22 protein-coding genes, 1 tRNA gene and 1 pseudogene are annotated in these 23,842 nt (G+C 71.0%); 15 read left to right on the forward strand and 9 right to left on the reverse strand.

Annotated elements, in window-relative coordinates; all coding sequences use genetic code 11:
• Nucleotides 1–31 precede the first annotated feature (31 nt).
• The 5 genes from OG753_RS21385 (at nt 32) to OG753_RS21405 (ending at nt 4,347) form a co-directional block, all read left to right on the forward strand.
• The gene (locus OG753_RS21385) at nt 32–952 is read left to right on the forward strand and encodes a bifunctional DNA primase/polymerase (RefSeq protein WP_405789681.1); all 921 of its coding nucleotides are present in this window, start codon (nt 32–34) and stop codon (nt 950–952) included.
• Nucleotides 949–1,302 (forward strand): hypothetical protein, encoded by a 354-nt coding sequence (locus OG753_RS21390; RefSeq protein WP_405789683.1) that lies wholly within the window; start codon nt 949–951, stop codon nt 1,300–1,302. The genes OG753_RS21385 and OG753_RS21390 overlap by 4 nt, the downstream gene beginning before the upstream one ends.
• Nucleotides 1,302–2,480 (forward strand): DUF3631 domain-containing protein, encoded by a 1,179-nt coding sequence (locus OG753_RS21395; protein WP_405789685.1) that lies wholly within the window; start codon nt 1,302–1,304, stop codon nt 2,478–2,480. The genes OG753_RS21390 and OG753_RS21395 overlap by 1 nt, the downstream gene beginning before the upstream one ends.
• Before the next feature lie 234 nt (nt 2,481–2,714).
• Nucleotides 2,715–2,903: a helix-turn-helix transcriptional regulator gene (locus OG753_RS21400; RefSeq protein WP_405789687.1), complete on the forward strand. Its 189-nt coding sequence runs from the start codon at nt 2,715–2,717 to the stop codon at nt 2,901–2,903.
• A 58-nt stretch (nt 2,904–2,961) separates the two neighbouring features.
• On the forward strand, nt 2,962–4,347 hold the full coding sequence (locus OG753_RS21405; RefSeq protein WP_405789689.1) for a tyrosine-type recombinase/integrase: 1,386 nt from the start codon (nt 2,962–2,964) through the stop codon (nt 4,345–4,347).
• 140 nt (nt 4,348–4,487) lie between these two features.
• Here the strand turns inward: OG753_RS21405 and OG753_RS21410 are convergent.
• The 6 genes from OG753_RS21410 to OG753_RS21435 form a co-directional block, all read right to left on the reverse strand.
• Nucleotides 4,488–4,577, reverse strand: a tRNA-Ser gene (locus OG753_RS21410).
• Between the two features lie 52 nt (nt 4,578–4,629).
• A complete protein-coding gene (locus OG753_RS21415; RefSeq protein WP_405789691.1) occupies nt 4,630–5,577 on the reverse strand; it encodes a trypsin-like serine peptidase in 948 nt (315 codons plus the stop codon).
• 219 nt (nt 5,578–5,796) lie between these two features.
• Nucleotides 5,797–6,843 (reverse strand): putative sulfate exporter family transporter, encoded by a 1,047-nt coding sequence (locus OG753_RS21420; protein ID WP_327263306.1) that lies wholly within the window; start codon nt 6,841–6,843, stop codon nt 5,797–5,799.
• Entirely contained in the window at nt 6,843–7,391 is a 549-nt protein-coding gene (locus OG753_RS21425; RefSeq protein ID WP_327263307.1) for a cysteine dioxygenase family protein, read from the reverse strand. The genes OG753_RS21420 and OG753_RS21425 overlap by 1 nt, the downstream gene beginning before the upstream one ends.
• An 89-nt stretch (nt 7,392–7,480) precedes the next feature.
• Nucleotides 7,481–8,386, reverse strand: a complete 906-nt coding sequence (locus tag OG753_RS21430; RefSeq protein ID WP_383199175.1) for a LysR family transcriptional regulator — start codon at nt 8,384–8,386, stop codon at nt 7,481–7,483.
• 89 nt (nt 8,387–8,475) lie between these two features.
• The gene (locus tag OG753_RS21435) at nt 8,476–9,975 is read right to left on the reverse strand and encodes a trypsin-like peptidase domain-containing protein (protein ID WP_327263309.1); all 1,500 of its coding nucleotides are present in this window, start codon (nt 9,973–9,975) and stop codon (nt 8,476–8,478) included.
• 238 nt (nt 9,976–10,213) lie between these two features.
• Between OG753_RS21435 and OG753_RS21440 the strand changes: the two genes are divergently transcribed.
• The 3 genes and pseudogenes from OG753_RS21440 (at nt 10,214) to OG753_RS21450 (ending at nt 12,928) form a co-directional block, all read left to right on the forward strand.
• A complete protein-coding gene (locus OG753_RS21440) occupies nt 10,214–11,002 on the forward strand; it encodes a glycerophosphodiester phosphodiesterase (RefSeq protein WP_327266855.1) in 789 nt (262 codons plus the stop codon).
• 110 nt (nt 11,003–11,112) lie between these two features.
• Nucleotides 11,113–11,699, forward strand: a pseudogene (locus tag OG753_RS21445) (ATP-binding protein).
• A gap of 254 nt (nt 11,700–11,953) precedes the next feature.
• Entirely contained in the window at nt 11,954–12,928 is a 975-nt protein-coding gene (locus OG753_RS21450; RefSeq protein WP_405789693.1) for a DUF5926 family protein, read from the forward strand.
• Nucleotides 12,929–13,108: 180 nt separating this feature from the next.
• Here the strand turns inward: OG753_RS21450 and OG753_RS21455 are convergent, their stop codons facing one another.
• Nucleotides 13,109–13,681, reverse strand: coding sequence for a hypothetical protein (locus OG753_RS21455; RefSeq protein WP_405789695.1), 573 nt, complete (start codon nt 13,679–13,681; stop codon nt 13,109–13,111).
• 179 nt (nt 13,682–13,860) lie between these two features.
• Complete coding sequence (locus OG753_RS21460) at nt 13,861–14,589, reverse strand: bifunctional DNA primase/polymerase (RefSeq protein WP_327263312.1); 729 nt, start codon at nt 14,587–14,589, stop codon at nt 13,861–13,863.
• Between the two features lie 394 nt (nt 14,590–14,983).
• On the opposite strand from OG753_RS21460, the gene OG753_RS21465 reads away from it, so the two are divergent.
• Together OG753_RS21465 and OG753_RS21470 are read left to right on the forward strand one after the other, a co-directional pair.
• Nucleotides 14,984–16,537 carry a PP2C family protein-serine/threonine phosphatase gene (locus OG753_RS21465; protein ID WP_327266856.1) on the forward strand — a complete coding sequence of 518 codons (1,554 nt, stop codon included), beginning with the start codon at nt 14,984–14,986 and terminating at the stop codon, nt 16,535–16,537.
• Between the two features lie 118 nt (nt 16,538–16,655).
• Nucleotides 16,656–18,122, forward strand: coding sequence for an aminopeptidase P family protein (locus OG753_RS21470; protein ID WP_405789697.1), 1,467 nt, complete (start codon nt 16,656–16,658; stop codon nt 18,120–18,122).
• A gap of 60 nt (nt 18,123–18,182) precedes the next feature.
• Here the strand turns inward: OG753_RS21470 and OG753_RS21475 are convergent, their stop codons facing one another.
• Nucleotides 18,183–18,629 carry an ATP-binding protein gene (locus tag OG753_RS21475; protein WP_327263314.1) on the reverse strand — a complete coding sequence of 149 codons (447 nt, stop codon included), beginning with the start codon at nt 18,627–18,629 and terminating at the stop codon, nt 18,183–18,185.
• Nucleotides 18,630–18,866: 237 nt separating this feature from the next.
• On the opposite strand from OG753_RS21475, the gene OG753_RS21480 reads away from it, so the two are divergent.
• The 5 genes from OG753_RS21480 to OG753_RS21500 all read left to right on the forward strand — a co-directional run bounded on the left by OG753_RS21480 (nt 18,867) and on the right by OG753_RS21500 (nt 23,840).
• Nucleotides 18,867–19,709, forward strand: coding sequence for a hypothetical protein (locus OG753_RS21480; protein ID WP_405789698.1), 843 nt, complete (start codon nt 18,867–18,869; stop codon nt 19,707–19,709).
• A 109-nt stretch (nt 19,710–19,818) separates the two neighbouring features.
• A complete protein-coding gene (locus OG753_RS21485; RefSeq protein WP_405789699.1) occupies nt 19,819–20,544 on the forward strand; it encodes a YcnI family protein in 726 nt (241 codons plus the stop codon).
• A gap of 68 nt (nt 20,545–20,612) precedes the next feature.
• Complete coding sequence (locus OG753_RS21490) at nt 20,613–21,266, forward strand: SCO family protein (protein ID WP_327263317.1); 654 nt, start codon at nt 20,613–20,615, stop codon at nt 21,264–21,266.
• A complete protein-coding gene (locus OG753_RS21495; protein ID WP_327263318.1) occupies nt 21,263–21,739 on the forward strand; it encodes a copper chaperone PCu(A)C in 477 nt (158 codons plus the stop codon). Before OG753_RS21490 ends, OG753_RS21495 begins: the two co-directional genes overlap by 4 nt.
• 22 nt (nt 21,740–21,761) lie before the next feature.
• Complete coding sequence (locus tag OG753_RS21500; protein WP_405789700.1) at nt 21,762–23,840, forward strand: copper resistance protein CopC; 2,079 nt, start codon at nt 21,762–21,764, stop codon at nt 23,838–23,840.
• Nucleotides 23,841–23,842: the final 2 nt, after the last annotated feature.

Consider the following 23,842-nt stretch of genomic DNA (forward strand, 5'->3'; position numbering starts at 1 on the left):
CCAGCCCTCACGAGAACTGGAGACACCCAGCATGACCCAACCCGCCGACATCCGGCGAGACCACCGGCCGCGGCTTCTAGCCGAGGCACTCAGCCTCGCCGCCCGCGGCTGGCCCGTCTTCCCGCTCCGGCCCGGATCGAAGATCCCCGCGCTCCACAGCGAAGAACGCTGCCCCCGCACCGAAAGCTGCATCGACGGGCACCTGAAGTGGGAGCAGCGCGCGACCACCGACCAGACGGTCATCGTCCGCTGCTGGACCCACAAGCCCTACAACATCGGCCTGGCCACCGGCCCCGCCGGACTGGTCGTCATCGACCTCGACACCCCCAAGCCCAACAGCAGTCAGGACGCGCCTGACGGCGCGGAGACCTTCACGGCGCTCTGCGAGCGCGCCGGGCAGCCCGTACCCGCCACCTACCGCACCCGGACCCCCTCCGGCGGGTCCCACCTGTACTTCACCGCCCCGGCCGGAATCCGGTTGGGGAACACGGCGGGCAAGCTCGGGCCGCTCGTCGACACCCGCGCCGTCGGCGGATACGTCGTCGCCCCCGGCAGCACCACCCCCGCCGGGGCCTACGAGGTGACCCACCAGGCCCCGGTCGCGGAACTCCCCGGCTGGCTGCTGCCCATGCTCCAGCCACCCGCCCCGGTCCGGACGCGGAGGCTGGCGGCCCCGGCCGTCAGCGGCGGCAGCGCGGCCCGCGCGGCGCTGGACGCCGAGTGCGCCGTGGTCCGCAACGCCCCGGACAAGGGGCGCAACAACACGCTCAACCGGTGCGCCTTCAAGGTGGGGCGCTTCGTCGCGTGGGGCGACATCCCCCGCGACGAGGTGGAGGAGGCCTTCCAAGCGGCAGGGGAGGAGCGGGGACTCGCCACCGCCGAGTGCCGCTCAACGATCCGCAGCGCCCTGGATAGCTCCGCCCGCACGGCCCGGGCCCGGGAGACGGCATGAGCGCCCAACCTCATCCCCGCTTGGAAGGCCCCACCCAGACACCCACCGGCCCCAGCTCCGCCGAACCGGCCCCGGCCATGGGCGGCAGTGGCGCGCTGAAAGTCGTCGCCGAAGGCGTCCTTTCATCTGTTCGCACTGACCCGCGCGGTGACGACGGGCGCCGGCCCGTGGCCTGGCTGCACATCAGCGCCCCCGGACGCGGCGTCACCCCGTCCGTCCGGTCCTGGTGTGCGTGCGGACGCGACCTCTTCGCCGCCGGCCAGACGCGCGCACTCGCGCTGATCGAGGACCACGTGGAGCACCGCGCCATCTGCCCCCAGCTCGTATCCCAGGAAGGGAAGGCCGCCTGATGAGCGACCACAAGGCCGCGGTCGTGCCCATCGACGGGGCCACGCTCCTCGACGAGGTGGAGGCCTTCCACCGCCGGTTCAACATCTTCCCCAGGGAAGCCGCCTACGTCGCCGTCGCTCTGTGGGACGCACACGCGCACCTCCTCGACGCGTTCGACTCGACCCCCCGAATCGCCTTTCTCTCCCCGGAGCCCGGGTCCGGGAAGTCGAGGGCGCTGGAGGTTGTGGAGACCCTGGTGCCGAACAAGATGGCCGCTGTGGACGCCTCGCCCTCCGCGCTCTTCCGGTCCGTGGCCGGCGTCGAAGGCGAACGGCCCACGATCCTCTACGACGAGATCGACACCGTGTTCGGACCCAAGGCAGGGGACAACGAGCAGCTCCGCGGCTTCCTCAACGCCGGGCACCGACGCGGGCGGCTGATGTACCGGTGCGTGGGTGACGGCGCCAACCAGACCGTGCAGGGCTTCCCGTCCTACTGCGCCGTGGCCATGGCCGGCCTCGGCTCCCTGCCCGACACGATCCTGACCCGCTCCGTCATTATCCGCATGCGGCGGCGCGCCCCGAACGAGACGGTCGAGCCCTACCGGCTCGGCACCCACGAACCGCAGGGCAATGCCATCCGCGACCGCCTCGCAGCCTGGGCCGACCAGGTCCGCGATCAGGTCAAGGCCGCCTGGCCCAAGATGCCCGAAGGCGTAACCGACCGCCCCGCCGACGTCTGGGAACCGCTCCTCGCCGTGGCCGACGCCGCCGGCGGCGACTGGCCCGACCGGGCCCGTGCCGCCTGCATCGAGCTGGTCAAGGCCTCCCAGGCAGACGACAAAGCATCACTCGGGGTCCGACTGCTCACCGACCTTCGCGACCACGTCCTGATCGGGCTCGACAAGCTGCCCACCATCGCCGTCCTCGACCGGCTCAACGCCCTGGACGACGCTCCGTGGGCCGACACCGACGGCAAGCCGCTCGACTCCCGCCGCCTGTCGAAGATGCTCAAGGAGTACCGGACCGGCACGGACGAGCCGATCGTCTCCCGGAACATCCGCACCGCCGGCGGCATCCTCAAGGGCTACTACGCCGTCGACCTCCACGACGCATGGACTCGCTACTGCCCCCCGCCGCAGAACAGCGCTACATCCGCTACGCCGCTACAGCCCAGCTCACAGCCGGTGCTCGCGTAGCGGCAACCCCAGATGTAGCGGCTACACCCCCCGCCCCCACGGGCCCTCCAAAAGAGCGGCCCGACACGACCCCGGACCCAGTCCGAGGACGTCGTGAAGCGGGATGTAGCCGCTACATCGAGCCCCTCCGCTACACCAACGCACCCACTGACCTGCGATGTAGCGGCGTAGCGGATGTAGCGGACTTCCCCAGAGGGAGGGAGACCCTCCCGTGGTTTCGAAGGAGAGACGTCCATGGCCCGCCCGCAGATGCTCAAGCTCCTCGAAGTACTTGCAGAGATCGGCATGAGCCGAGCCGCGTTCTACCGGATGCGCGCTCGGGGACAAGGCCCGCGGCTCATCAAGCTGCCCAACGGCCAACTGCGCGTTCGCCGAGCGGATCTGGACGCCTGGCTGTCCGGGTGCGAGGAAGCCGCCGCCTGACCCACCCCGCTCAGGGAGAGGGCCCACCCTTCGGTGGGCCCTCTCCAATTGGAGAGAAATGCTGACGTACGACGTTGACATCTGGTCCATCCGAGAGCGGAAGGGCCGCCCCAAGCCGTTCGAGCTGCGGTGGCGGGCAGGGGAGCGGCCGCACTCCAGAAGCTTCAAACTCAAGGTGCAGGCTGACGGTCGCCGTTCCGAGCTGCTCGCCGCGCTCCGCAACCGCGAGCAGTTCGACGAGCAGACCGGGCTGCCGGCCTCGGAGTTCGAAGCGCTGAGCACACCTACTTGGTACGAGCACGCCACGGCCTACGTGCTGATGAAGTGGCCGAAGGCAGCGGCCAAGCACCGCGCGAGCATCGCCGAGACGTTCGCCACCGTGACCCCGGCGTTCGTGTCCAGCTCACGCGGCGCTCCCGACTCCGCTGTCCTGCGGAAGGCGCTGTACGGGTGGGCGTTCCGCGCGGTACAGGCAGACGAGGGCCCTCTTCGCCTGCGGCACGAGGTCGAGAAGCCGCCGGAGGACATCGCGGCCGCCCTCACCTGGGTCGCATCGAACACGGTCAAGATGACCGAGGTCGCGCGATCGGAGCGCCTACGTGGGGCCCTTGATGCCCTGTCCAAGAAGCTCAACGGGAAGCCCGCGGCGGACAACACGGTGAACCGGAAGCGCATGGTCATGAGCAACGCTCTGCGGTACGCCGTGGAGCGCGGCACCCTCCCCGCCAACCCTCTCGGCCGTCTCGACTGGACCGCGCCCGATAAGGACGACGAGGTCGACTTCCGGTACGTCCCCAACCCCGATCAGGCCGCAGCTCTGATCGACGCCGTGAAGCAGTCCGGCAGACGAGGGGAGCACATGGCCGCCTTCTTCGGCTGCCTGTACTACGCAGCCATGCGCCCTTCGGAGATCGCTGCCCTTCGCTCTGCGGACTGCACCCTGCCCTCAACCGGGTGGGGAGAGCTTGTCCTCGCGGGAAGTCGCCCCGAGGTCGGCTCGGGGTGGACCGACGACGGGAAGTCGTTCGAGCAGCGCGGACTGAAGCGGCGGGCCCGGACCGCAACCAGGTCCGTGCCCATCCCGCCCGTGCTGACCGCGATGCTCCGGGACCACAAGGAGAAGTACGGGGTTGCCGACGACGGACGACTCTTCCGGGCCGCACAGGGGGGACGGGTCCGCTCGACGGAGTACTGCAACCTCTGGGACGCGGCGCGGGTCAAGGCCCTGCCGGCGGAGGAGGCCAAAACGCCTCTCGCAGACGTGCCGTACTCACTCCGGCACGCGGGGGTGTCCCTGTGGATCAACTCCGGCGTGGACCCGATGGAGGTCGCGCAACGGGCCGGGCACAGCCTCACGGTGCTCTTCCGCTTCTACGCCAAGATCCTGAAAGGCCAGCAGTCCCGGGCAAACGAGCTGATCGAGAAGGGTCTGAGCGGCGGGTGAGTCCCGCGGTCCTGGCCCACACATGGCCCATACGCGCTGGTCAACAGCGGGATACGGGCGGTCCAGGGTGAGACAGGGTGAGCAGAGAGGGCGGGCACCCGATTCGGGTACCCGCCCTCTGACCTGCTACTTCTGCGACCTGGCGGTGGGTGTGGGATTTGAACCCACGGTGACATCGCTGCCACGACGGTTTTCAAGACCGTTCCCTTAGGCCGCTCGGGCAACCCACCTGGCCGGTACAGAGTACCGGCCAGGTGGGGGTGGCGTGGGCGAGTGTGGGGGTCAGGACGTCTGGGCCTTGTCGTAGGCCGCCTTCGCCTCGTTGCCGAAGTACGGGCCGTACATCCGGTTCGGCAGGAAGGTGTAGCCGAAGCTGTTCACCGAGACCTGGGTGCCCAGGCCCGTGGCCTCGTTGAAGTCCTGGAACCAGGGGCCGCCGCTGGAGCCGCCGGTCATGTTGCAGGCCAGGCTGTGGTCCTTGGTCAGCAGGAAGTCCTTGCCGCTGTTGCCGCTGCAGTAGATCAGCTTGGTGCCGTCGTACGGGGCCGCCGCGGGGAAGCCGAAGGAGTACATCTTCTTGTTGTAGCCGCCGTTGAAGAGGAGACCCTGGGCACCGACGGTCTGGCTGAGAGTCTGGCCGTTCAGCGGGGCCACGACGCCGAGGCCGACGTCCATGTTCATGTCCTCGCTCGCGGCCCACTTGTCGGTCGCGAAGGTCTTGGTGGCCGACCACTGCCCGTAGGGCGCGGAGCCGTTGTTGTAGGCGGGGACGAACACCCAGTTCGTGTGCCAGGCCCCCTGGTACTTCACACAGTGGCCGGCCGTCATGACCGTGCTGCCGTTGGCGCTGGTGACCGAATCTCCGGAGCAGGAGGCGGTCCGGTCGCCCATCGTGAAGAAGACCCGGCCCGAGGTCTTCACGACGGCACCGGCGCCCGTCCAGGCGCCGCCCGCCTGCGGGAACGCCGTGGGGGACACCGCAGCCGTCGGGGCGATGGCCGTGGGGGTCGCCGATGTGGCGACCGGCGTTCGGGCCGCTCCGGGGACCGCCGTCACATCGAGCGGGGTGGCGCTGCGCATCCGCTCGGCGGTCCAGAAGCCCTGGGTGTGCTGTTGCCGGAAGGACGCGGGGGCGTCCGCGGCGAGCGAGGGGGTGGCCGCCGTCAGGGCGCCCGCGACCAGGGCGCCGGCCGCGAGCAGGACGGACAAGGCCGTGCGATGACGATTCACGCATGACTCCTTCTGCCGTGCCCGGGCCGGGTGGCGACACCGGGCAGGGTGGGGGTGAAGAGCGGTCGGTGCGGATCGGCTGTGCGCGGTGCGTCGTGCGTCGTGCGTCGTGCGGAATATCGGGGGCAGAGTGGCACGAGCACGTCGCAATGTCAGCGGGCAGTCGGAACGTTCGGTCGGTTCCGGCCAGGAAATGGCCAACTACCCGCCGTTGCAGGGTCATACGGTGAGCATCACGCCCGCGTAGGAAACCCCCGCCACCACCACCCACGCCCCGAGTCCCAGCGCCGCGGCCCGCCCGCCCGTGCGGGCCAGCGTCGGCAGGTGCACCGCGCTCCCCAGCCCGAACAGCGCCGCCGCCAGCAGTGCCTCCTGGGCGGTGTGCGCCCACTCCAGCGCTACGTCGGGCAGTACGCCAGTGGCGCGCAGCGCGGCCGCGGCCAGGAACCCGAGGACGAACAGCGGCACCGGCGCCGGCCGCCGGCCCGAGGCGGTGCGCACCCCGCGCCGCCGGGCCCGTACCGAGAAGGCCACGGCCGCCACCAGCGGGGCGAGCAGCGCCACCCGCATCAGCTTCACCAGGACGGCCTCGCCCAGGGCGTCCGGGCCCGCGGTCTGCGCGGTGGCCACGACCTGGCCGACGTCGTGGACCCCGGCGCCGACCCACCGCCCGAAGGCGAGGTCGGAGAGTCCCAACGGACCCTGGAGGAGGGGGAGTACCGCTATGGCGAGCGTGCCGCACAGAGTGACCAGGGCCACCGATGCGGCCACGTCCTCCTCATCGCTGCCGGACACCTCGCTCACCGCGCCGATCGCCGAGGCGCCGCAGATCGAGTACCCGGTGGCGATCAGCAGTGGCTGATCGCCGGGGAGGTGCAGCCTGCGGCCCAGCCAGAGGGTGCCGAAGAAGGTGGCCGCGACCACACCGACCACCATCGCCACCGTGGCCCATCCCAGCCGGAGCACCTGCTCCAGTCCCAGGCCGAGGCCCAGCAGGACGATGCCCATCCGCATCAGCCGGCGGCCGGCCAGGGAGAGGCCGGGCCGCGCGGCCGCGCGTACGAACGTCCGCAGGCCGGGGAGGTGTGCCACCGCGATGCCCAGCACCACCGCTGCGGTCAGCATCGGCACGGCGGGCACCAGGCGATGGAGGCACCATGCGATCAGCGCACCGCCCGCGGCCATCGCCAACCCGGGCCAGGGAGTGGGTGTTTCACGTGAAACATGCCGGACCGGCGCGCCCTGCGGGCGGTGGAGGAGGGCCATCAGTCGACGGGGAGCGTGTAGACCCGACGGATGCTGGTGCCCAGCCGGGAGACGTCGGCGCCGTACACGTGCACGGATATCGCCTTGGTCGTACAGGAGTTGCGCACCTTGTGGATGTCACCGGGCGGGGCGAACCCGCAGACCTCCCCCTGGGCGTTGACCACGTCCTCGGTGGCCACCAAGCGGGCGGGGCCGACGCCGGGCGCGAGCCGGAAGCGCCGTTCGCTCTCCTCGCCCTGGTGCACCCCGGCCACGCACCACGACACGTGGTCGTGGATGCAGGTCTCCTGCCCGGGCAGCCAGACCAGTGCCACCACCGAGAAGCTGCCGTCGGACTCGGCGTGCAGGATGTGCTGCCGGTACCGCTCCGGGTCACCTTCCTGCTGCGCCGGGGTCAGCAGGTCAGGGGCACCCAGGTGCGGGGCGAGCCGTTCGCCCACCAGGTACGCGGTGAGGTCGGGAGCCAGCCCCCGCTCCACGACCGTGCGGATCTCACTGACGAGGGCGGCCATCCTCGTGGTGGTTCGGGCCGGCGTGGTGGTGGTCATATCGGCAGCGTGCTGCCGTCGTCCCATCACGTCCAACGACAGTTATTACCTGAAGTCCCAAGCACCGCTTATGGATCGGCCGGACCGGGTCAGCAGCCGACCCGGTTCCCCGCCACCTGCTTCAGCGCGTCGAGCACCACGGCCGTCGCCGGAACCCGCAGGTGGTCCCGGTAGACGTACGCCGCGATGTGCCGGCGCGCGGCGGGCTGGAGGGCCCGGCCGCAGACCCGGTTCAGCGAGAGGGAGGGCAGCACCAGCGCGGGCATCATCGCCACGCCCAACCCCTGTGCGACCAGGCTCTGCACCACCAGGTTGTCGTCCGTGGCGAAGCGGATGTCGGGCACGAAGCCCAGCTCCGCGCACTCGTGCAGCAGGTTCGCACGGCAGCGCGGACAGCCCGCGATCCACCGCTCCTCGGCGAGGTCGGCCAGATGCACGGCGCGGCGCCGGGCCAGCGGATGCCCGGTCGGGAGCAGCACCGTCAGCTGGTCCTCCAGCAGCCTGACCTCGGCGACCTCCTCCGGAATCTCCTCGTGCAGACCGGGATAGGTGAAGGCCAGCGTGATGTCGCACTCGCCGCGCTCCAGCCGGCGCAGCGACTCGGGAGGTTCCCCCTCGAGCAGTTCCACCTGTATGCCCGGGTGGTCCTTGGCCAGGCCGCTCAGGGCCTCGGGGACGAGGGTGACATTGGCGCTGGGGAAGCCGCACAGCCTGACCCGGCCGGTGCGCAGCCGGGCGTACGCCCTCAGCTGGGCCTCGGCGGCGGAGAGGTTGCCCAGGATGGTCTCGGCGTGCCGGGACAGGGACTCCCCGGCCTCGGTGAGCTGCATCTTGCGGCCCACGCGGGTGAACAGCGGGGTCCCGACGGCGCGTTCGAGCGCCTTCATCTGCTGGGTGATCGCGGGCTGGGTATAGCCGAGTACGCGGGCCGCGGCCGAGTACGACCCGGAGGCGACGACCGCGTGAAAGGTCCGTATGTGCCGAGAATCGAACACCAGCGAAGCATAAGCGGACGTTGGAGGGGCCGTAGGCGGATTCCCGCCTACGGCCCCTCCTCTTCGGGTCGCCGCCGCGACCGGTGGTCCTACTTGTCGCCGACCCGCGAGCCGAGCGTGATGTCGACCGTGGTCGGCTTGCCGCCGCGCAGGTAGGTCAGCTTCACGGTGTCGCCGGGCTTGTACGTCCAGATCATGCTGATCAGGGTCGGGCCGCTGTCGACCGGCTTGCCGCCGAACTCGGTGATGACGTCGCCCGGCTTGAGGCCTGCCTTGCCGGCCGGGCCGTTCGGATCCACCAGTTCATTGGCGGCCGCGCCCTGCTCGGAGATCTTGGCGCCCTCGGACTTGGCCTGGAGGTCCACGGAGACCGAGATCACCGGGTAGACCGGCTTGCCCGTCTTGATCAGCGATTCGGCGACGTTCTTCGCCTGGTTGACCGGGATGGCGAAGCCCAGGCCGATGGAGCCGGCCTGGCCGCCGCCGAAGCCGCCGTTGCCCGCCGACTGGATCGCGGAGTTGATGCCGATCACCGCGCCGCGTCCGTCGAGCAGCGGACCGCCGGAGTTGCCCGGGTTGATCGAGGCGTCCGTCTGGAGGGCGCTCATGTACGAGTTCTTGCTGCCGGTGCCGTCTCCGGAGGCGACCGGGCGGTTCTTGGCGCTCACGATGCCCGTGGTGACCGTGTTCGACAGGCCGAAGGGGGCGCCGATCGCGATGGTCGAGTCACCGACCGCGACCTTGTCGGAGTCGCCGAGGGGCAGCGGCTTGAGGCCGGCCGGCGGGTTCTTCAGCTTGAGGACCGCGACGTCGTAGCCCTGGGCGCGGCCCACCACCTCGGCGTCGTAGCGCTTGCCGTCGGAGAACGTCGCGAACAGCTTGCCGCCGTTCGCGGCGGAGGCCACCACGTGGTTGTTGGTGAGGATGTGGCCCTGCTGGTCGTAGACGAACCCGGTGCCGGTGCCACCCTCGCCGTCGCCGGCCGAGGCCTCGATGGTGACCACGCTGGGCAGGGCGCCCGCGGCCAGGCCCGCGATGGAGCCGGCCTCGCGCTTGAGGTCCTTGGGGGTGTTCACGGCGCTGATCGTGGTGGAGCCGCTGCCGTCGCTGTTGCTGCGCTCGGCGGCCCAGTAGCCGACGCCACCGCCGATGCCGCCCGCGAGGAGGGCCGCCACCAGGACGCCCGCGACCAGGCCGCCCTTGCCCTTCGGCTTGGGCGCAGGGGCGCCGTCGGTGGTCAGGGGAGCACCCCAGGCGCCGCCGCCGTGGCCGCCGGCACCGTACGCCGGCACCGTGGGCGGCGGGGGCGGCCAGCCCTCGGCTCCGTGCGCGGCCGGGGCCGGGGCCGGATAGCCGTACGCCGCGGACGCCGGGGTGGGGGCCTGGCCGTAGGCCGGAGGCGCGGCGGTCGGCGGGATCTGCTGGGTCGGCTCGGTGCCGGGTGCCGGAGTGGGCGGCAGCTGCTGGGTCACCGGCTCGGTGACGGCAGGCGCGGGAGCCGCATCCTGCGTCGCGGAGGCCGGAGCAGGGGGTACGGACGGGGCCGCGGGGGGTGTCGGGGCCGCGGTGCCCTCGTTCTCGGTGCTCACAGCGCTCTCTCCTCGTCACACACGGCTTCGGAAAATTCTCTGGCGATCGGTCCGACTGAACGTTCGACGTGCCGCACAAGTTCCTGGGCAAAGCCTTTCCCATGACCCGTCAGAGCACTGTAAGCCGGACCTGTGCATCTCTCCCCATTCTTTATATCCGACATTTAGGATGTACTCCCGGGGTCGGGCTCGCCGCCGGGGGACCTCTCGGTGGCACCATGACCCGGTGACCCACGCAATGCCGCGCACCATCCAGGTCGTCGCCCACCGCGGCGCCTCGGAGGATGCCCCCGAGCACACCCTGGCCGCCTACCGGAAGGCCATCGAGGACGGCGCCGACGGCCTCGAATGCGATGTCCGGCTCACCGCGGACGGCCATCTGGTCCTGGTCCACGACCGCCGGGTGAACCGGACCTCGAACGGCCGCGGCGCCGTCTCCGCCCTGGAGCTGGCCGATCTCGCCGCCCTCGACTTCGGCTCCTGGAAGGACCGCGAGGAGTCGCCCGACTGGGACGCGGACCCCGAGCGCACCTCCGTCCTCACCCTCGAGCGCCTGCTGGAGCTGGTCTCCGACGCCGGAAGGCCGGTGCAGCTCGCGATCGAGACGAAGCATCCGACCCGCTGGGCCGGACAGGTGGAGGAGCGCCTGCTCGTCCTCCTCAAGCGCTTCGGTCTGGACGCCCCGCCGGTCGAGGGTCCGCACCCGGTGCGGGTCATGAGCTTCTCCGCGCGCTCGCTGCACCGGATCCGGGCGGCCGCGCCGACGATCCCGACCGTGTACCTGATGCAGTTCATCTCGCCCCGGATGCGGGACGGACGCCTGCCGGCCGGTGTGACGATCGCCGGTCCCGGGATGCGGATCGTGCGCAACCACCCCGCCTACATCCACAAGCTCCGGGGCGCGGGCCACTCCGTACACGTATGGACAGTGAACGAACCGGAAGACGTTCAGCTCTGCGCTGATCTGGGCGTGGAGGCAATCATCACGAACAGACCCCGCCAGGTTCTGTCCCAACTGGGGCGCTGACGTCCCCTTTTGCGCACCCGTCACCCTGGACCCAGTCGTAACAGGGTGTGCTCCGGCGCATCCGCTCCGCATTCGGTCCGCATGAATGCGTCAGAGGGGCCCGCTTCGGGCTGCTTCGGCGGTTTCCGGTCCAGGCCATTGGGGCATCCAGACCATGCGTGGGGCTAAGGAGGTTCCGGGGGTGGCGTTGGTGGTGGCACAAGAAGTGCCCACGTCGTCGTGCATGGACGTACGCCATGGTCCTGCGGGCGTGGGCGAGGCGAGACACCGGATGCGCGAACAACTACGTATCAGCGGTGTGCCCGAATCGGTCGTGGACGATGCCGTACTGATCCTTTCCGAACTGCTCAGCAACGCCTGCCGACACGGCAGGCCGCTCGGCTCTCGGGAAGTCGGGGACGGGGAAATACGCGCCGCATGGCGCGTCGACAGAGCGGGACGACTGACGGTCGAGGTGACGGACGGAGGCGGGCCCACCCGCCCGGTTCCTGCCACGCCCTCGGTCACCGCACGGGGCGGCCGGGGGCTGAACATCATCAGCGCCCTGGCCCAGGACTGGGGTGTCCGGGACGGAGCGGCGGGTGAGGTCACCGTGTGGGTGATCGTTGCCTGTGGGCCCCGGCACGACGATTTCGCTACGCGCGTTGCGCCCCCGGCGATCGACTTCAGTACGGCATTCGACGACCTCGATCCCTGAATCCGGGATCCTTCACTGCACGACGCGCACGACGAACTCGACAAGCACGACGGGCACGAGCACGACGAGCGCGACGAAGACAGCCGCACGAGAACACGACAACAGCACAGCAGTACCGGTCATCCGCACAGGCGGCCGTCCGGGAGCGCACGCCGACCGTGCTCCCGGCCGCAACCAACCGGTTCCGGCGGTACGAACGGCTAGGCTCGCGCCGAGACACGACGCCGTACCGCCGCAACCGGGAGACACGCACGATGGCCAAGAAGCGCCCCGCAGCCAAGACTGCAAAGCCGCAGCTCAACAACGGTGAGATCCCGGTTGTGGGCGCCCGCGAGCCCTGTCCCTGCGGATCCGGCCGCCGCTACAAGGCCTGCCACGGCGCAGCCGCCGCGCACGCCGTCACCGAGCACGTACAGCGCCCCTTCGAGGGCCTGCCGGGCGAATGCGACTGGGTCGCGCTGCGCGAGCTGGTTCCCGCGGCCACCGTCCCCCTGACCCTCAAGGGCGGCCAGCCCGAGGGCGTCCCCTCCGTCACCCTGGTGACCGTACTGCCCATGGCGTGGCCGGCGCTGCGCCGCGAGGACGGTTCCGTCCTCCTCGGCCTGCAGAACGACTCGTCCTCCGGCGACCTCGGCCGCGACATGGCCGACACCCTGGAGCGCGCCCTCGTGGCCGAGCCGGGTACGCCCGTTGCCGCCCGCCGCGTTCCCGCCGAGGGTCCCCGACTTCAGGATCTCCTGGACGTCGACGGCGGTTTCGAGCCGGTTGTCCACACCGGGTTCGAATTCTGGATTCCGGAATCTGAGAGCGCCCAGAGCGCCTCGCCGGAGATCGCCGCCTCGCTGGAGCGCGCCAACGCGGCCGCCATTCCCACCGTCAAGCTGACCGGCGTGGACGCCGCCTACTGGTGCGAGACCCCGGACAAGAACCACCTGCGCTGGGTCATGCCGCACCCCGAGGAGAAGCTGCTCGACGCGCTCGCGCGGCTGCACGCGGCCGGCACGACCTCGCTCGGCGAGGGCACGAAGCTCGTCGGCTCCTTCCGTGCGCACGGCCTGATGGTCCCCGTCTGGGACCTGCCCACCGGGGTCACGGCCGACGACGTCGAGAAGCCCGCGGCGCAGTTCGCGGAGCGCCTGGCCGGGGCTCTGGCCACGGATGCTCCGCTGACCACGGAGGAGCGCCGGGCCCGCGGCGGACTCACCAACCGCCAGGTGACGCTCAGCTGACCGGGAGCACACGCGGGGCCGGTGACCGGAGTCACAACTCCCGCTAATCGTCTGCAAATCGGTGTCTGAATATCGGAGATCGAATTTGCGAACAGGCGATCTCTTGTTACCGTTCTTGTAGCCCGGTCGCTGGTGCATCCCCCGTCGCCAGCGACCGGGCCCTTGATTTTCAGGGTGCGATCAACCGTCACCCGGTGCCGGTGAGTTGCTCCCGGACCTCAGGAGCAGTTCCCCTTCATCATCCGGAACTGCAAATTCCGCTACGGCCGAGTAACTCTCCGGCTCCCCTGCCGATGTTTCCTTGGGCGTCTCGCACAGGCCCGGTTCGTCGCCCGCACCCACCGCACACCTGATCTGGACCGTGCGCCCGGCCGGCCCCATCATCGTCAGCACCGCATCGAGTGCGCGGCCGCTTGTGTTCCGGTAGTAACTCCGGCCCCACGTATGGCCTTCACCCACCAGCACGCAGGTCTGCGCCTCCACCCCGTGCGGCGAGGACAGTTCGGGTCCGCACCGGGAATCCGTACGGGGCTGGTCGGCCGGGCCGGGCTGCTGCGGGCCGGCCGACGGTGCCGAGCGGGCGGGCGTCGCAGCGGACGTACGGGACGGCTGCGAAAGCCCGAGGGCCGAGAACAGGCCGCCGCCCTTTCCATCATCCTGACCGGCGAAATCCGGCCCGGCGATCGCTCCGGCGAGCGGGAGCGACAAGATGATCAGCACACCGGCGCCGATACCGATCAGGCGGAGATTCATTCGCCGAAGATAGCGAGGCGGGAATGGGGCACGGAGATCCCCGCGCCCAATTCCCTTGGAAACTCGTCCCGCTGGCACCCGTACGAGTGATCCCCGGGCCCCGGCACGGCGCCCGGCCCGTTGCCGGGCAGGGCGCCCGGGAAGCCGCCCTGCCAACGCCGTGCCGATCGCCCGGCAGATCAGTACGCGAGCCTGCTGCCGCCTCCCGGCGCACCGCTGCTGGCCTCGACCAGAGCGTCCACGACCGCCTCGACCTCGGGCAGCCAGAGGTCTCCCGCACCCCGTGCACCCGACGGCCGCCGATCCGCCCGCGGCTCCCGCTCCCAGCGCACTTGGCCGCCGGTGGACGCGGCGGAGGGCGGCAGCAACAGGTAGCCGCCCTCGCCGTGGAAGCGCAGCGAGGAGGGCACGTGGTCCTTGGCGTACAGGAGTTCGCCGAGGCGCTCCAGCGAGTACGGAGCCACCATCAGCGACCAGCGGGTGGGCGTGGCCACGACCGGGCCGAGCCGCATGCCCTGCGCGTCCAGTCGTACGAGGGCACGCGCGGCCGCGCCGGCCGGCAGGCTCACCGCGCACGGGGCGGGCCCGCCGGTGGCCATCAGGACGGGAGCGGTGGGCCGGTTGGCCCACCACCAGGCCACCATCCGGGGGTCGGTGGTGGCGGCGAGCAGTCCCGGGTCGAAGGGGTGCGCGCCGGGAACGACGCAGTCGGGTTCCGGGCAGGCGCACCGCGATCCGTCGGTGGCGGACCGGCCCACGCCGGGCAGGACCGGCCATTGCCAGGTGGTGGCGCAGACGAGCGCCGCATCGAGGAGGGCGGACGTGCCGCCGCTCCGTCCGGGGTCGGGGCGCAGGGACTGAAAGCGATCGCGGAGCCGCTGGAGACGCCTTCCGAGGATCTCGCGCATGTGCGCTCGTTCCTTTCCGTTGAACGCCGAGGCCACATCACACCATGTAACCGGTGTCTCACCACACGTACAGGTTTCGCGTCACTGTCCGCCGAAGCAGGTTCACACGGTTCGTGCAGATTTCTTACGGGTCCAACAAACGTCCCGCGGGGTGGGAGCACGACCCGCGCCGACCGCCGAGACCGGCTGCCGCCGCTAAGGACGACGGCCCGCGCCGGGCGGTTCCGCGCAGCGCCAACTCGCCCCGGGCACCTAGGAGTAGGTACCCGACCCCTTGAGGAGCCCGCCCAGTCGATCGCAAAAACCGACTGCTTCCAGCTTTTTCCGGCCAAGTTCTAGCCTTGGCCCGACAGTGAGTTGCCGCCCCCTGGACACCAGGATTCCCACCTTGGCAATGCTGGACATGCATCCACGTGTGCGTGTAGATGTGGATTCCTTGATGGCGGCGCAGCACGATCTGGGGGTTTGCGATGCTATTTGGCGAATCGCACCAGGTGGAAAGGCGGACGCCATGAGCGCCCCGCATCTGCCGAAAGTGGCTGGAATCGATCCAGCAGTAACGGTGTCACCGCAGACTGCGGCGCCCACACCCGCCCGGACCACCCCCGCACCGGCCCCTCCGCCCGGCCCGGGCAGTGTCATCCAGGACCGGCTGGCGGGCATGGTCTCGGATCTCACCACCCTGCACGAGCTCACCGAGCGCCTCGCTCGCGCCAGTGATCTCGACACCTCGCTCCGCGAGTTCCTGCGCGCCGGAGCCGCACTCGTCGGCGCCCGCCGCGGTCTGGTCGTCCTGGAGCCCTCCGACGGACTCGGCCCGACCAGCACGATCGGCCTCGGGCTCGGCCACGCGGAGCTCGGCCACATCGAGACCGTGCCGCGCAGTGCCACCTCCTACGGGCGGATTCTCGACGGCCTGCCCGACGCCCAGGGCGGCTCCGAGGTCCTCCCCGAACCGGGGGCGCCCCCCGGCGCCGGGGGTTTCGCCGCCCCCGTCGACCCCCGCCACCGTGAGGTCGCCGCCCGCCTCGGCTATGCCGCCAGCTACGCGCTCCCCCTCACCGCCGAGGCCACCGGCCGGCTCGGCGCGGCCGTCTGGCTCTACGACGAGCAGGCCGAGCCGAACGACCGCCAGCGCGACCTCGTAGGGCTGTACGTGCGGCACGCCGCCGAGCACCTGGCCCGGATGCTGGAGGTGGAACGCTGCCGCTCGCAGCTGGCCACCGTCTCCGAGGAGCTGCTGCCGAGCAGGCTCCCCCGGATCCCCGGGGTGCAGCTCGCGGCCCGCCACCACACGGGGCCGCGGGGCGGGGGCGACTGGTACGACGCGCTGCCGCTGCCCGAGGGAGCCCTGGGCCTGGCCGTCGGATCCGTCACCGGATCCGGGCCGAGCGCCGTCGCCGCGATGGGCCGGCTGCGCGCATCACTGCGCGCCTACGCCGTCATGGAGGGCGAGGACCCCGTAGCCGTCCTGTCCGACCTGGAGCTGCTGCTGCGCCTCACCGAGCCCGCCCGCTCCGCCACCGCGCTCTTCGCCTACTGCGAACCCGCCGGGGGATCCCAGCCCGCGGGCGAGAGAAGCAAGATCATCCTGGCCGGTGCCGGGCACACCCCGCCGCTGCTGATCGGCGAGCACCGCACCGAGTACGTCGAGACCTCGCTCTCCGCACCCCTGGGCATGCTGTCCTGCTGGGAGGCGCCGAGCGTGGAGATCGAACCTGCACCCGGAGAAACAGTGCTTCTCTACACCGACGGGCTGCTCCACCACACGGGCGACCCGATGGACCGGGCCTACGCACGGCTGCACGCCGCAGCCGCGGGGGTACCCCGCAGCGCCCGCGACGATCCGGCGGCCCTGTGCGAGCACATCCTGCGGACCGTGCTGCCCGGCGGGGAGCCGACCGACGCCCCCGAGGACATTGTGCTGCTCGCCGCCCGGTTCGAGTGAGGCCCGGAGCTGTTCCGAATCGTGACGGACGGCACGATTCGGAACAGCCCTCTCCGTACATGCATACGATGGATGCGGTCCACACCCAGGTCCGTACCGTCGTAGCTGAGGAGAAGACGTGGCTGACGAGCTCACCCCGGAGACCCCGGAAGAAGAGCAGCCCAAGAAGACGCACAAGCAGCGCAAGAACGGTCTGTACCCGGGCGTCAGCGACGAACTCGCGGAGAACATGCGCAGCGGCTGGGCCGACACCGAGCTGCACGGGCTGGAGCCCATCGAGCAGGCCGCGCACACCGTCGCCCGCCGCGACGCCCTGTCCCGCCGCTTCCCGGGCGAGCGCCTCGTCATCCCCGCGGGCCGCCTGAAGACCCGCTCGAACGACACCGAGTACCCCTTCCGGGCCTCGACCGAGTACGCGTACCTCACCGGCGACCAGACCGAGAACGGCGTCCTGGTCCTGGAGCCCTCCGGGCCGGCCGGTCACACCGCCACGATCTACCTGCTGCCGCGCTCCGACCGGGAGAACGGCGAGTTCTGGCTGTCCGGCCAGGGCGAGCTGTGGGTCGGCCGCCGCCACTCCCTCACCGAGGCCGAGCAGCTTCTGGGCATCCCGGCGAAGGACGTCCGTGAGCTCGCCGAGGCCCTCACCGAGGCCGAGGGCCCGGTCCGCGCCGTGCGCGGCCACGACTCGGTGATCGAGTCCGCCCTCACCGACAAGGTGACCAAGGAGCGCGACGAGGAGCTGCGCGTCTACCTCTCCGAGGCCCGCGCCGTGAAGGACGCGTTCGAGATCGGCGAGCTGCAGAAGGCCGTCGACTCCACCGTCCGCGGTTTCGAGGACGTCGTGAAGGTCCTCGACAAGGCCGAGGCCACCTCCGAGCGCTACATCGAGGGCACCTTCTTCCTCCGTGCCCGCGTCGAGGGCAACGACGTCGGCTACGGCTCCATCTGCGCCGCCGGCCCGCACGCCTGCACCCTGCACTGGGTCCGCAACGACGGCGACGTCCGCTCCGGCGACCTGCTGCTGCTCGACGCCGGCGTGGAGACCCACTCCCTCTACACCGCCGACGTCACGCGCACACTGCCCATCAACGGCACCTACACCGACATCCAGCGCAAGATCTACGACGCGGTCTACGCCTCCCAGGAAGCCGGCATCGCCGCGGTGAAGCCGGGTGCGAAGTTCCGCGACTTCCACGACGCCTCCCAGCACGTCCTGGCCGAGAAGCTCGTCGAGTGGGGGCTGCTGGAAGGCCCGGTCGAGCGGGTCCTGGAGCTGGGCCTGCAGCGCCGCTGGACCCTCCACGGCACCGGTCACATGCTCGGCATGGACGTCCACGACTGCGCCGCCGCCCGCCGCGAGGCATACGTCGACGGAACCCTCGAGCCCGGCATGTGCCTGACCGTCGAGCCCGGCCTCTACTTCCAGACCGACGACCTGACCGTGCCCGAGGAATACCGCGGCATCGGCGTCCGCATCGAGGACGACATCCTCGTCACCGAGGACGGCAACCGGAACATGTCGGCCGGACTGCCCCGCACCTCGACCGAGGTCGAGGCCTGGATGGCGCGCCTGAAGGGCTGACGCCATCAGCGGTACGTCTCGTTGGGCGGGATCCTCCAAGGGTCCCGCCCAACGGCGTTCCTACGACACCCTGAGCAGCGCGTCGTCGCGCCACTTCAGCATCTTGTCGAAGCTCACCACCGCGCCGCCGCAGCCGGTCCGGTTGCGGAAGCGGACGTGGTCGGCGAGTTCGGCGATCAGATGCAGGCCCCGGCCGTGTTCGGCCAGGGAGGGTCTGCGGCGGGCCACCGTCGCGGGCGGGAATCCCGGACCGGAGTCGGTCACCTCGATGCGACAGCAGTCCCCGTCCAGGTAGGCCGTGACGTGGTACGCCTCGTCGTCGTCCGGGATTTCGCCGCCCCCGCCGTGCTCCACCGCGTTCGCACAGGCCTCGGTCAGCGCCACCGAGAGATCGAAGGAGATGTCCGGGTCCACCCCCGCGGTCTCCATCGTCCCCAGCAGCAATCGCCTGGCGAGCGGCACGCTCGCAGCTTCGCGCCTCAAGTGGAGTGACCACCAGATGCTCATACGGTTACCTATTGCCGCCCGCGAGGGGGCGTAAGCGCCCTGGGGCCGTCCGAGACCTCAATGCGCTCGTTCGGCCGATGCGGCTCTCCCGGGCGGCGGTGTATGCGGCGGGGCACATGCGGCAGCCGTGGCGACAAGAGGCCGACGGACCGGGACGGTCGCCTCAGAAGAGACCCATGCGGACCTTCCGGACCTGCCGTATGAAGGGCCGGAGCGCAGTGCGATGATGGCCCGGCCATGTCTGACCCCCACGCGACGCACGCCGAAGCCGGCCTCCGGCTGATCCGGGCCGCGGTGTTCACCGCGGTCTGTGTCGTGCTGTCCGCGACCGGGCACGCCCTGGCCTCCTGCGCCACCGTGCCCTGGTGGTCCCTCTCCCTCGGCTTCCTCACCGTATTCGCGATCGCCGCCCCGCTCGCGGGCCGTCGGCGGACGCTGCCCGGCATCGCCGCCGGGCTCACCGCCGGACAACTCGGCCTGCACGCGCTGTTCGGCCTCGGCCAGCACAGTGCCGCGGCCGCGCAGGCTCCGGCCGGCACCGCCGATGCCTCGCTCGCAGAGCTCGCCGCCCGGCTGGTCTGCGGGGGCAACTCCGTACCGCTCAGCCCGGCCGACGCCCGGCAGATCCTGGAGGCCGCGGGCCTGGACCCGGCCGCTCTGGCGGAGCAGGCCGTTCACGCCGGACAGGCCGGACAGGCCCTCGCGCAGGGGCACAGCGCGCACGCCCACGTGGCCCAGGCCGTCACCACGGCGCCCGCGACCGGCCTGTTCAGCCCGGCCATGCTGGCCGGGCACCTGCTGGCCGCGGTCGCCGCCGGCTGGCTGCTCGGCCGCGGCGATGCCGCACTCCTCCGCCTCGCCGAACTGTCCCGACGCTCCGCCGAAGCCGCCCCGGTACGCGCGCTGCGGGCCGCACTGGCCTTCGTACGGGCCCTGGGCGCCGGGCTCCCGCGCTCGGCCGCCCGCACCCCGAAGGTCGCGCGGACCGGGTCCGACCCCGCCCGCCGCACAGGCCGGGAAGCGCTGCAGCACACGGTGATCCGGCGCGGCCCGCCCATGGCGCTCGCCCTCGCAGCCTGACGCGGCGCCCTCCTTCCCGGACACCCAGCGGGACAGCGGTGCCGCGAACTCCGTGCGCACCCGTGCCCGGAGCAAACGCCACCCCTGCTTCCGTGGAGTGTTCCCTGCCATGAAGACCTCTCGCGTCTCCATCGCCGCCGCCGTCGCCGCCGGTTCCGTCCTCGTCCTCTCCGGCCCCGCCTTCGCCCACGTCGGCGTGCAGCCTGCCGGCGAGGCCGCCAAGGGCGGTTACGCGACGATCAACTTCAAGGTCCCCAACGAGCGGGACAACGCGTCGACCACGCAGCTGGAGGTCAACTTCCCGATCGACCAGCCGCTCAGCTCCGTCATGCCGCAGGACGTTCCCGGCTGGACCGTGAAGGTCGAGACGAGCGACCTCGACAAGCCGCTGACGGTCCACGGCAAGCAGATCACCAAGGCCGTCACCAAGGTGACCTGGTCCGGCGGAAAGATCGAGCCCGGGAAGTTCCAGCAGTTCCCGCTCTCCGTGGGCAAGCTGCCCGAGAGCGCCGACCAGATGGTCTTCAAGTCCATCCAGACGTACGACAACGGTGAGGTCGTCCGCTGGATCGAGGAGTCCAAGGAAGGCGCCGCGGAGCCGCAGAACCCCGCGCCCGTCCTGAAGCTGACCGCCCCGCAGGGCGACGACCACCACGGCAGCGGCGCCAAGGCCGACGAGCCGAAGAACTCCGACAAGGACGCCGGGCACGGCCACGACAAGGCCGCCGCCGAACACGGCTCCGACACCACCGCGCGCGTCCTCGGCATCGCCGGCATCGTCGTCGGACTCGGCGGTGTCGCCTTCGGCATCGCCTCGCGCCGCCGCTCCGCCTGATCTGCGGCGCCCCGGGGCGCCGCCTCTTCGAACGTCCGTAACATCCCCGATCCCAGGGACATTTCTCCATGCGCACCACACGTGTGACGGTCGCCGCTCTGCTCGCGGCGGCCACACTCACGCTCACCGCTTGCGGCGGTGAGCCCCCCAAGACCGGCTCGGTCACCCAGATCGCCGGCGGCCAGAGCCGTACCAAGGCCGCGACCGTACTGGACCGCCCCTTCGGGAAGCCCGAGCTCGTCCTCACGGACACCACCGGCAACCCGTGGAACCTGCGTGAGCAGACCAAGGGCAGGCCGACCCTCATCTACTTCGGCTACACCAGCTGCCCCGACGTGTGCCCGCTGACGATGAGCAACATCGCCGTTGCCAAGAAGGCGCTCCCCAAGGCCGACCAGGACAATCTCCGGGTCGTGTTCGTCACCACCGACCCCGAGAGGGACACTCCCGAGTCCCTCGGCGCGTGGCTCAAGGCGCAGGACCCCTCCTTCGTCGGACTCACCGGGGACTTCGCCACCATCCAGGCCGCCGCACGCTCGCTCGGCATCGGCATCGAGGCCGCCACGAAGGATGCGAACGGCGACGTCGTCTCCATGCACGGCGCCCAGGTCATCGCGTTTTCGCCGAAGACCGACGAGGGCTACCTCCTCTACGGCGAGGGCACCACCGTCGACGACTACACCAAGGACCTGCCGAAGGTCATCAAGGGAGAGAACCCGTGACCGCCCGCACCACCCGCACCCTCGCCGTCGCCCTCTCCCTGACGGCAGCACTCGCCATATCCGGCTGCTCCGGCGACGCCGAACCGAAGATGGCCGTCAGCGGCGCCTTCATGCCCCAGCCCGTGAACGACAAGATGGCCGGCGGGTTCATGGTCATCAAGAACGGCTCCGAGACCGCCGACAAGCTCACGGGCATCACCTCCTCGCTCTCCGACGATCTCCAGATCCACGAGACCAAGGACCAGAAGATGCAGCAGGTCCAGTCGATGGACGTGCCGGCGAACGGCGAGCTCCGGCTGGAGCGCGGCGGCAACCACATCATGTTCATGGGGCTCAAGAGCACCCCCAAGGTCGGCGACAAGGTCACCGTCGAGCTCCGCTTCGAGAAGGCCGGCCCGGTCAAGGTCGAGCTGGACGTGAAGGACCGGACGTACAACGCGCAGGCCCCATCCACGGCTGGCAACGCCCACTGACGGACCGAGGAACTGACACGCCATGACGGCCACCGCCCCCGCTCCCTCCACGGCCCGCGTCCGTGCCACGGCAGTCCTGCCGCGGCTCGCGCTGGTCCTCGCAGCTCTGCTGGCAACCCTGTTCGCCGCGGCCGCACCGGCCACGGCGCACGCCGCACTCACCGCGAGCGACCCCAAGGACGGGGCGGTGGTCGCCACGGCCCCCGCTCAGGTCACGCTCTCCTTCTCGGAGCAGGTCGCCATGGGCGACGACTCCATCCGCGTCCTCGACCCCCAGGGCAGGCGCGTGGACACCGGCGAGCTGCGCGACATGTGCAGCGGGAACACCATCCGCTACGGCACCGCGCTGCACTCCGGGCTGCCGAACGGCACCTACACCGTCGCCTGGCAGGCCGTCTCGGCCGACAGCCATCCGATCTCCGGCGCCTTCACGTTCTCCATCGGTGCGCCCTCGGCCACCGATGTCACCCTGCCCACCACGCAGACGGGCGGCGGACCCGTCGGCATCGCGTACGGGATCGCCCGCTACGCCGCCTACGCCGGGTTCACCGTCCTCGTGGGCGGCGCGGCCTTCATCCTGCTGTGCTGGCGGCGGGGCGCGGCCGAACGACCGCTCCAGAAGCTCGTCGTGCGCGCCTGGATCACACTGACCGCCGCCACCCTCGCGATGCTGGTGCTCCGGACCCCCTATACGGGGTCGGGAAACTTCTCCGACATGTTCGATCTCAATGGGCTGCGGGCCGTCCTGGAGACCAAGACCGGAGCCTCGCTGGTCTCCAGGCTGCTCCTGCTGGGTGCGGCCGCCCTCTTCGTCGCGGTCCTCTTCGGTGTGTACGCGCGCCGCGTGGGGGACGCCCCCGGGCCCGGCGGGACCGAGGCACCCGGGAAGACCGACAGGGCGGACGGGTCCGACAGCTCGGACGGGTCGGACAGGTCCGACGCGTCCGACGGGTCCGAGGACTCGGACGGGTCCGCGAAGCCGGACGACACCAGCGATCTCACCTTCGGCCTGGCCATCGGAGGCGCAGTCGTGTCCGGCGGTATCGCCGCCACCTGGGCCCTCTCCGAGCACGCCTCCACCGGTATCCAGCCCGGTATCGCCATGCCGGCCGACATCCTGCACCTGATGGCCGTCGCCACGTGGCTCGGCGGTCTCGCCGCGCTGCTGGTCGCCCTCCACAAGGGTCCCGGCATCGAGCGCGCGGCCGTCCGGCGCTTCTCCAGAGTGGCCTTCGTCAGTGTCCTGGTGCTCGCCGTCACCGGCGTCTACCAGTCCTGGCGCCAGCTCGGCAGCTGGTCCGCGCTCACCGGCACCGAGTACGGGCAGCTGCTGCTCCTCAAGGTCGGCCTGGTCGCCGTCCTCCTCGCCATCGCCTACGTGTCCCGCAAGTGGACCGCACGGCTCGCCGAGACCCCTGTGGCCGTCGCACAGGCCTCCGCCGATGTTTCACGTGAAACAGCCCCGGGCGACGTCTTTGACACGTCCGATGTTTCACGTGAAACAGAGCCCGTGACCGTCCCCGCCGACCCGGCGCGCGCTGCCCAGCTCGCACGGCAGCGCGCCGCCCGGGAGAACGCGCGCGAGAAGCGGGTGCGGGACGCCGACCCGGACCGGTCCGGCCTGCGCCGTTCCGTCCTTGCCGAGGCGGCCATCGCCGTGATCCTGCTCGCCGTCACCACCGTGCTGACCAGTACCGAGCCCGGACGGACCGTGGAGCAGGAGGCGGGCAGCGGCTCCACCGGCACCGCCGTCCCCGACCGCGCCGTCAAGATCACCCTCCCCTTCGACACCGGCGGCCCGAACGGCAAGGGGTCCGTCCGCCTCGAACTCGACCCGGGACGGGTCGGCGCGAACACCCTGCACCTCTGGTCCGACAGCGCCGACGGCACGCCCCTCGACCTTCCCGAGATCAAGGTCGCCTTCACCCTTCCCGCCAAGGACATCGGCCCGCTGCCGCTCGTCCCCGAGCAGGCGGCGCCCGGCCACTGGACCGCGTCCGGCGTCCAGCTGCCGCTCGCGGGCGAGTGGCGCCTCGACGTGACCGTCCGCACCTCCGACATCGACCAGACCACCGTCCAGAAGACCGTGAAGATCGGCTGAAC

This window comes from Streptomyces sp. NBC_00029 (assembly GCF_045160505.1).
Lineage (GTDB): Bacteria > Actinomycetota > Actinomycetes > Streptomycetales > Streptomycetaceae > Streptomyces.

Coding starts and splice junctions, on each gene's coding strand:
- OG753_RS21440 (WP_327266855.1), top strand. CDS start 10,214: ATGCCGCGCACCATCCAGGTCGTCGCCCACCGCGGCGCCTCGGAGGAT.
- OG753_RS21480 (WP_405789698.1), top strand. CDS start 18,867: ATGTCTGACCCCCACGCGACGCACGCCGAAGCCGGCCTCCGGCTGATC.
- OG753_RS21420 (WP_327263306.1), bottom strand. CDS start 6,843: ATGGCCCTCCTCCACCGCCCGCAGGGCGCGCCGGTCCGGCATGTTTCA.
- OG753_RS21385 (WP_405789681.1), top strand. CDS start 32: ATGACCCAACCCGCCGACATCCGGCGAGACCACCGGCCGCGGCTTCTA.
- OG753_RS21425 (WP_327263307.1), bottom strand. CDS start 7,391: ATGACCACCACCACGCCGGCCCGAACCACCACGAGGATGGCCGCCCTC.
- OG753_RS21500 (WP_405789700.1), top strand. CDS start 21,762: ATGACGGCCACCGCCCCCGCTCCCTCCACGGCCCGCGTCCGTGCCACG.
- OG753_RS21395 (WP_405789685.1), top strand. CDS start 1,302: ATGAGCGACCACAAGGCCGCGGTCGTGCCCATCGACGGGGCCACGCTC.
- OG753_RS21460 (WP_327263312.1), bottom strand. CDS start 14,589: ATGCGCGAGATCCTCGGAAGGCGTCTCCAGCGGCTCCGCGATCGCTTT.
- OG753_RS21490 (WP_327263317.1), top strand. CDS start 20,613: ATGCGCACCACACGTGTGACGGTCGCCGCTCTGCTCGCGGCGGCCACA.
- OG753_RS21465 (WP_327266856.1), top strand. CDS start 14,984: ATGCTGGACATGCATCCACGTGTGCGTGTAGATGTGGATTCCTTGATG.
- OG753_RS21455 (WP_405789695.1), bottom strand. CDS start 13,681: ATGAATCTCCGCCTGATCGGTATCGGCGCCGGTGTGCTGATCATCTTG.
- OG753_RS21450 (WP_405789693.1), top strand. CDS start 11,954: ATGGCCAAGAAGCGCCCCGCAGCCAAGACTGCAAAGCCGCAGCTCAAC.
- OG753_RS21400 (WP_405789687.1), top strand. CDS start 2,715: ATGGCCCGCCCGCAGATGCTCAAGCTCCTCGAAGTACTTGCAGAGATC.
- OG753_RS21475 (WP_327263314.1), bottom strand. CDS start 18,629: ATGAGCATCTGGTGGTCACTCCACTTGAGGCGCGAAGCTGCGAGCGTG.
- OG753_RS21485 (WP_405789699.1), top strand. CDS start 19,819: ATGAAGACCTCTCGCGTCTCCATCGCCGCCGCCGTCGCCGCCGGTTCC.
- OG753_RS21390 (WP_405789683.1), top strand. CDS start 949: ATGAGCGCCCAACCTCATCCCCGCTTGGAAGGCCCCACCCAGACACCC.
- OG753_RS21405 (WP_405789689.1), top strand. CDS start 2,962: ATGCTGACGTACGACGTTGACATCTGGTCCATCCGAGAGCGGAAGGGC.